General features: G+C 61.0%; 7 protein-coding genes. 1 reads left to right on the top strand and 6 read right to left on the bottom strand.

Annotation, left to right across the window (positions count from 1 at the left end):
- Positions 1–301: 301 nt before the first annotated feature.
- Complete coding sequence (locus E4Q23_RS24630; RefSeq protein WP_169067477.1) at positions 302–721, bottom strand: DUF4351 domain-containing protein; 420 nt, start codon at positions 719–721, stop codon at positions 302–304.
- Positions 722–1,156: 435 nt separating this feature from the next.
- Positions 1,157–1,303: a DUF4351 domain-containing protein gene (locus E4Q23_RS24915; protein ID WP_248595487.1), complete on the bottom strand. Its 147-nt coding sequence runs from the start codon at positions 1,301–1,303 to the stop codon at positions 1,157–1,159.
- Between the two features lie 1,175 nt (positions 1,304–2,478).
- On the opposite strand from E4Q23_RS24915, the gene E4Q23_RS25280 reads away from it, so the two are divergent.
- Positions 2,479–2,604, top strand: a complete 126-nt coding sequence (locus tag E4Q23_RS25280) for a hypothetical protein (protein WP_423753350.1) — start codon at positions 2,479–2,481, stop codon at positions 2,602–2,604.
- A 711-nt stretch (positions 2,605–3,315) separates the two neighbouring features.
- Here the strand turns inward: E4Q23_RS25280 and E4Q23_RS15525 are convergent.
- The 4 genes from E4Q23_RS15525 to E4Q23_RS15510 all read right to left on the bottom strand — a co-directional run bounded on the left by E4Q23_RS15525 (position 3,316) and on the right by E4Q23_RS15510 (position 6,918).
- Positions 3,316–3,603, bottom strand: a complete 288-nt coding sequence (locus E4Q23_RS15525; RefSeq protein ID WP_169067476.1) for a hypothetical protein — start codon at positions 3,601–3,603, stop codon at positions 3,316–3,318.
- 236 nt (positions 3,604–3,839) lie between these two features.
- On the bottom strand, positions 3,840–4,043 hold the full coding sequence (locus tag E4Q23_RS15520; protein ID WP_169067475.1) for a SlyX family protein: 204 nt from the start codon (positions 4,041–4,043) through the stop codon (positions 3,840–3,842).
- Between the two features lie 587 nt (positions 4,044–4,630).
- Positions 4,631–6,232: a metallophosphoesterase gene (locus E4Q23_RS15515; RefSeq protein ID WP_211203782.1), complete on the bottom strand. Its 1,602-nt coding sequence runs from the start codon at positions 6,230–6,232 to the stop codon at positions 4,631–4,633.
- Positions 6,160–6,918 carry a serine/threonine protein phosphatase gene (locus tag E4Q23_RS15510; protein WP_169067473.1) on the bottom strand — a complete coding sequence of 253 codons (759 nt, stop codon included), beginning with the start codon at positions 6,916–6,918 and terminating at the stop codon, positions 6,160–6,162. The genes E4Q23_RS15515 and E4Q23_RS15510 overlap by 73 nt, the downstream gene beginning before the upstream one ends.
- Positions 6,919–6,992 lie beyond the last annotated feature (74 nt).

The following is a 6,992-nucleotide window of genomic DNA, read 5'->3' as shown; positions in this document are numbered from 1 at the left end:
TGGTTGGGGAAGGGCTTATCAGGAATGCGGCGCTGCGTTCGTAGGGTTTGCTTGGCGCTGGCGCCGCTGTGTATCAGGCGGGCTTGCCACGGCGGGTGGGGCATGCGGACAATGGCGTGGAGCAGATCCTGCTGGTCGGCGGGGGCGGAATAGTCGCTGCGGGGGCGGACGGGGGCGCTGCGCTGGCGATGACGGCTACGGTGGATGGTGGATCTGCGCTCAGGATGGCGGCTCCGCCCGCCACCCTCCGTCACCGCTACCGCCGCTGCGCAGCACGGTGGCAGCGATCACGATGCGGCGCTCAATCCTGATTGAAGATTTCGTCCAGAGACTTGGCGTCAAGGATCTTGAGCGCCCAGCTTTCAAGCTGCTCCACTGTGGCGCTGGCCAGTCGGGCGCGGACGGCATCCGGCAAAGTGCCGAAGCGTCGGGCGAGCAGGCTCTGCAAGAGGGTAGCCTCCCCTTCCTGCCGACCTTCCTGCCGACCTTCCTGCCGACCTTCCTGCCGACCTTCCTGCCGACCTTGCAACAATCCTTTTTCGATGCCGAAGCGTTCGGCAGAGGTAACGTAGGGCATGGTGACCTTCCTTTCCAATGTGTAGACCTCGTGCATCAGCCGCTTTTCCAGTTCGGTCGGCAGGCGCATCAACCAGTCGATGACGCTGAACAGGTCAATGATGCGCTGTTTGTCCCACTTCCGTTCGTAGAGCAGCTTGGCCAAGCGTCATTTGGCGGCCTAGCGTTGGTCCGGGTCACCATTTTTCTGGCGGGCGAACAGGTGCGCCGCGGTGACCAGGGCGACGACGTTGGTCATTGCGAGGAGGCGCAGCAACGTGGCAAGTTGGTCATTGCGAGGAGGCGCAGCCGACGCGCCAAGTTGGTCATTGCGAGGAGGCGCAGCCGACGCGGCAATCCAGTTCCATCCTCTCACTATTTGCCGCCGCATTGGCCTATTGACGACGCGAAAAGCCAAACCTCTGGATTGCCACGTCGGCTTCGCCTCCTCGCAATGACTTCGAAGGGGGGCTGGGAAACGCTATGTTCGTAGTGGCGACGCCAGCTGCAATCACCCCGCTGCGTCACCGCCATCGCGAAGGCCATTGGCCAGTGCCCGTGCCCGTGCGCCAAGCCCGGCAATGTGGCAGGAATTTGCCGCTCAGTCCCGATCGAAGACTTCGTCCAGCGATTTGGCGTCAAGAATCTTGAGCGCCCAGCTTTCGAGCTGCTCAACTGTGGCGCCGGCCAGTCGATCGCGGACGGCATCCGGCAAAGTGCCGAAGCGTCGGGCGAGCAGGCTCTGCAAGAGGGTAGCCTCCCCTTCCTGCCGGCCTTCCTGCCGGCCTTCCTGCCGACCTTCCTGCCGACCTTCCTGCCGACCTTCCTGCCGACCTTCCTGCCGACCTTCCTGCCGACCTTCCTGCCGACCTTGCAACAATCCTTTTTCGATTGCCGAAGCGTTCGGCAGAGGTAACGTAGGGCATGGTGACCTTCCTTTCCAATGTGTAGACCTCGTGCATCAGCCGCTTTTCCAGTTCAGTCGGCAGGCGCATCAACCAGTCGATGACGCTGAACAGGTCAATGATGCGCTGTTTGTCCCACTTCCGTTCGTAGAGCAGCTTGGCCAAGCGCCATTTTGCCGCATAGCGTTGCTCGGGGTCACCTTTTGTCTGGCGGGTGAACAGGTGCGCCGCGGTGACCAGGGCGAAGGGGTTGGGATCAGCCAGGAGGGCTTCGGCCTGGTCGGCGTAGTCAAGAATCTTGACCGTCGGGAAGCGGATGCCAACTTCGCAGCCGAACAGTTGGTAGCCGAAGTGGGTGGGTTTCCAGTCTTCGCCTTCGTCCGCGAGTACCGCGAGACTGGCGACCGGGCGACGATAGCGATCATAGAGGCGGTAATTATAGGTGAACAGGCGTTCGGGAAAATTGGCGTCGCGCTGGCCCTGGACTTCGACGTGGATGTAGACCCATTGTTCGCCTCCGTCCCGCGTCGCCACCTGCACCAGACGGTCCACCAGGCGTTTGCCGAGTTCGGCGTCCTGGACGATCTGGGCGAGTTCCTGGTCGAGGAAGACGTGCGCTTGCTGCCAGTCGATCTCGGCGTGCGCCGACGGGAAGTAGAAGGCCATGAACTCGGGGAAGTAGCGCGTGATCGCGTCTTTCCACGGGGTGTCGTAGTCGTCGTTGGCTGAAGTCTGGTTTTCCATGGCTGTGCCTTGTCACCTGTTCCGCGCAGGAAGGTCACGATACCGCGCGCGGGAATCCGGTGGGTGAAAATCGACATCGCAGACTTCGACCCTGAGTGAATGCCATCGACACATCAGGAGCCCTCGCTGGCGATCTCCGCATTCGGGAATAGACCGCAATCGACCAGCCAAGACTGGCCGTCTGGCAGGCTGATCGAGTGGCAGAAATCGGGGGCGATATCGTGAGCCTAGGCGGGCGCCTGGTGGAAGCGATAGAACAGGGAAGGAACGCGAGATGGCCATTGCCAGGAACGGCCGGCCGGCTGCGCACCGGGTTCCGATCGCCGAACAACCGCCCGAGCGACGCATCGGCGTCGCCAAGGGGGCTTTCGACGTTCCAGAGAACATCGAAAACCAGTAATGACGAGGTGGCTCGGCTATTTCTGCAGGTGCCCGAATCTTGAGGCGGCTGCTCGACACCCACGTCGCCTCGTGGGCCAGCACCGATCATCCCGGCGAAGCGATCCTCGCTCCCGCCAGCGCGATCGGGGCAGTGCCGTGACGGTATGGGAAATCAGCATCAAATCCAGCCTGTGCCGAGGTGAGGTGAGCCCGGCCGCCTGCAAACCGGCCAGGAACTCCAGGCAGGCGCTGATCTTCGCCGTCCCCGTCAGGGGGACCACACCAGGTGTTCGCAAACCGTCGCTGCCAACTCCTTGCGTACCAATCCCGGCAGCCACGCGACCGTCGCGCAGAGCTCGGCAATCTGCGTAGCGCTGAACACGCGACCACAGTGCCCTCATTCCTCCGCACTCGTTGCAAGCAGCGCAAAACCTCCGGCTGCAGCGCAGATTGATTACGCTCCGCCTATCCTGCCAGAAGTCCGCGCGGCGGTTTAGCCCCACCTTGCGCGAAGGTTTTTTCTTGCGACGCACCGCCGGGCCTTGGAAATACGGGGCGGCAGCGTTCATGTTTCAGGGCTGCTTGCGCAGCCTCTCAGTGTCGGCTGTGCGAATAGCCGCCAAGAAAAAAAAAAGTCCGCCGAAGCGGGTCTTTCTTTCGTCCTCACACCAGCCTTGCTCAGCGCTCGGTAGACGGCCAGCACGGGCTTGAGCGTGGCAAGAACGGGCGGCTAGTGCTCTGCCCGAAGGCTGGCGGCAAAGGAGGTTTCCAGATTTGCCGGGAACTCGAAGCGGGCGAAGGCGTTGTGGATGTCGGCGTCGTTGACGCCGCTGCTGCTGGCGTCCTGAAAGCGAATCCCCAATTGGCGGCCATTGGCAGCCAGCGTAGCGAACGCGAAACGCCAGCGCTGGGCTTCTGCGAGGCGCTCACGCAACTCACGCTCGTTGCTGATTTCAACCCCAGCCTCTTTCAGTGAATCCAGGAACTGGTCAAAAGACTCGTTGCTTACGCTGCCCATTTTGTTCTCTCTCCTGTAGAAGGTTCGTTCTTGCTTCCTGTCCATGCAGCGCATAACGCTTGCGTCGAAGTGCGGTTGACACGAATCAACAAGAAACCGGCCATCTCACGGGCACAGCAGCGCTCGGGTAGGGATAGAACGGCAGCAGCAAGTTCTGGCAAGGCCTTCTCGGCCCTCAAAAAACGGGACAGGCAAGCCTCGGACACCTGCTGGCAAGCCGGAACAGCAGCTTTCAATCAGTAGTGCGGGGGGATTTCCTGGTCCGCACCGCGCTTCTCGACAGCAGGCGGAGCCTCCTGTATTTGCCGGTAAAGGTGGCGCAACTGCTGCTGCAAGAGATCGATCTGCTGCTGCTGTCGATAGACAGTCAGGTTCAGCGCCTCGACCAGCTCTTCGGTAAGGTTTAGCCGTACTTCCAGCTCGGCAAGGCGATGTTCCAAGTTTGACTCCGCTGATTCTGTGGGCCCGGACGGGTAGTTGACAAACGATTAGGCGATTGCCGGAAAAGAACGTACCAGATTGCGCCGGATTTTCGGTCGACTTCAAGGCGCGACAACAGGCGCATAGTCGAACTATGTAACGCTTGTCGCAACACAGAAGACGGGCGAAAAGACAAGCAAGATGCCAGGCATTTGACAGAAATCGCCTTAGCCCTTCGCGGCACGCATGGCCAGCCAGAGAGGCGGCTCTACACCACTGACTAGCAGTGTAGTGTTGCACGCAGCCTGGAACCTATAAATTCTGGCTACCGCGTGGGCTTCTCGCCCCTGTCAGGCTTGCTGAAAGCCTCGTCGTGAATGGTGAATGGTGAATGGTGAATGCGGCGCTACCAGCAGCCCCAACGTCATTGCGAGGAGGCGCAGCCGACGTGGCAATCCAGTTCCAACCTCTCACTATTTTCCGTCGCATTGACATCGTGAGCACGCAAAAAGCAAAACCTCTGGATTGCCGCGTCGGCTTCGCCTCCTCGCAATGACGGAGGGTGGGAGATGCTTGCCGAAAGTCTCATCAAGAATGCAACGCTACACTAGGTACCGCGCCGCCATCGTTTGGCAACGGCTTGCGGCTTTACTGCTGCTTCCTGATCTGAGCCGTCAGGCGCGACCTTGGCATCGTTGGCATCGTTGGCCTCATTGGCCTCGGTCGTTTCGGCGGCCTTCCTGAATGCCATGGCGTTCAGGATCGGGGTCAATTCGTCCACCGGATAGGTCAATGGCACCATGACCTCCCCGACGAGGGTGAACACGCCGACCTGTTGGGGGTTGGCACTGAAGAGTACATGGTGATTGTCAATACCATCGACATTCAGCCACAGGGTGTCCTCACGGTCCATTGGCGTGTGGCCGACGATGAAGGGAGTCTCCCGGTCAAGGTTCAGGTTTTTTCTGAAGCGCTTGACATCGCGCCGGCTGTAGCCTTGCGGTCGACTGGCCTTTTGCAAACGGTTGTTGATCAGTTCGAGGATGAGTTCGGGTCGCTGGTAGAGCTGCACCAGGATTCTTTTGCTGACCTTGCTCTTTGGCGCAGCGGCATGGCAGGCGAAAAAATCCGGGGACATGACCACGTAGGGCAACAGGCGGTAAAAGTCGCCCATGGCCCTTTGATAGACCGCGCCGCGCAGTTCGCTCAGCTCCCTGGCCCACAGCAGGCCTTGCGGAACCCCATCCTTGGCCAGTTCCTCTGAAAACGAATCATGGTTGCCGCGGACGTAGAACACCTGCTCCGGAAAACGCAGCTTGAGGCGAAAGATGAGGTCCATCAGGATCATCGAGCTTTCCATCGCCCGCAGCTGACCGTCGACCTCGCAATGCACGGCATCGCCGAGAATCACCAGGGCGCCAGTTCCATCCTCCAGCGCTTCCAGGAACGCGTTCTGGGTCAAGACAGTGAGCAGGTTATCGATCTGCGCATGCATGTCGGCGATCACAATCGGAATCAAGCCGCGCGGCAGCACGAGCAATCCGCCAGGCAAGCCTCTATCGTCCCTGGCCCGATAGACCTCGTTGTGCATCAGCCGATTGACCTCATTGATGAGGTCCAGCGCCTCGTCCCGAGGCACCAGGGTGATCGGCCCGCCGAAGATCGTGCGCAAGCGCTGCAACCTGTTCATGCGCAGCGCCCTGGCTTTGTCGAGCATCGGCGCTATCGGGATACCCTGGTCCAGCAACCGGCTACGCTTGCGCAGCCGCCGCAAGCGCTTCAGGCGGACCACTTGCGGCTGCTCGACGATCGGCGCGATGGTCGTACCGGCGTCGCTGAGGTTGCGGAATACCAAACCGTCGCGGCCGTGGATCAAGGCAAGATGATGCCCATCAACAGGTTCCGGGTAGTCGAAGATTGCTTGCTGGATGCGGTCGTCGGAACCGAGGACCAGCCAGTTCTTGGGGCTCAAACGCAGAAACCCACCAATCTGGCGGAAGTGGGTGGCGGGGTCGACAAGGACGAAACTGCCGACCTTGATCGCCTCTCCCAAGTGGTTGATGCGCGTCTCGGGGTAGAGTCGAAGGCGTTTGTCATCCAGACCCAGGGTGATTTCGATGGGCAGACCGTCGAGCGTCACGCGGACTTTGCTGTCTCCCAGGCGATAGGCACCGCGCAAGCGGAGGTGACGGCCGACGCCGAAGCCCAATCGCGCCGAGCTGCCTTCAGGCGGGCCAGCAGGTTCGCCAAGGTGAAGCGTCGACGCCTGGGACTTGCCGCGGCGGGAACTCCCGAGGGATCGACAAACCGTTGCGGCGCGCTTTCCAGCGCCTCGCGTACGTAGACGTTGAAGCCCTTGCGGTGCAGGTACTCGGCCACCTGGCGGAAGGCTTCGATCTGTGCCGTACAGATCTGCAGGCTGAGCCGAGCGTCTACCGGATGCGTACTGTGCCGTGCGCGTTCGCTGCGGCGCTGAAAAACCAGCTCTGCCGGAGGCAGCAGAAAATCAAAAATATAGCGTCGATACCAGTCGACGGAGAGGAAGAAGAGTTGCCGGGGCGGCAGTGCGATGCGCGCCAGGTCGACCGTCGGCAAGGGATCGCAGTCGAGAAACGCAGCATCGTAGACCGACACCGCGTCGGCCAGTCCGAGCATCGGCAGCCCCAGATGAATCTCGCGCGGCCGGATGGAAAGCAGTTCGGAGCGCCACCAGTACTTGCGGCTGATGTCGAGGTAGCCTTCCTCGGACCAACCGCCGAGACGGCGGATCATGGTGCTCTTGCCGGCGCCAGGGGGGCCGGTCACCAGGATCTGGCGAAAACGGACATCGCTGGGGAAAGCAACCCCCTTGAAGTGCTGCAAGGACTCTACGGGCTGTATAGGCAGATCCGGCATCAATCAGCGCTCGAAAGGCAAGGATCAGGAGTGGAAAGAGACAAGTATCCAGGACGAAAAACGAACAGGCGGCG

It is taken from the genome of Candidatus Accumulibacter phosphatis (assembly GCF_012939955.1).
In the GTDB taxonomy this organism is placed as follows: Bacteria; Pseudomonadota; Gammaproteobacteria; order Burkholderiales; family Rhodocyclaceae; genus Accumulibacter; species Accumulibacter delftensis.
The sequence above is the reverse complement of the archived record's forward strand: the minus strand, read 5'-3'. Positions and strand labels throughout refer to the sequence as shown.